Genomic DNA, 253 nt, shown 5'->3' with positions numbered 1-253 from the left:
GAAGAAGCTTGTCCCGGCAGGCAAGCTCACCGCCACCACCGACTACTCCCAGGCCATCCCCGGAGCCGACGCGATAGTTCTCGTCGTCCCGCTCTTCGTTAACGACGAGACCTGGGAACCGGACTTCGGCTGGATGGAAAATGCCACCAAGTCGCTGGCCGAGCACCTCACCCCCGGCACCCTCATCTCCTACGAGACCACCCTGCCGGTCGGCACCACCCGCAATCGCTGGAAGCCCATGATCGAGGAGATC

1 pseudogene is annotated in these 253 nt (G+C 63.6%); it reads left to right on the top strand.

Features of this window, described 5'->3' with window-relative positions:
- Positions 1-253 (top strand): annotated as a pseudogene (locus ACSNOK_RS35250) (nucleotide sugar dehydrogenase); the annotation flags it as partial.

It is taken from the genome of Streptomyces sp. URMC 126, assembly GCF_051386555.1.
Lineage (GTDB): Bacteria > Actinomycetota > Actinomycetes > Streptomycetales > Streptomycetaceae > Streptomyces.
Note: the sequence above shows the minus strand (reverse complement) of the source record. Positions and strands in the feature narration are given on the sequence as shown.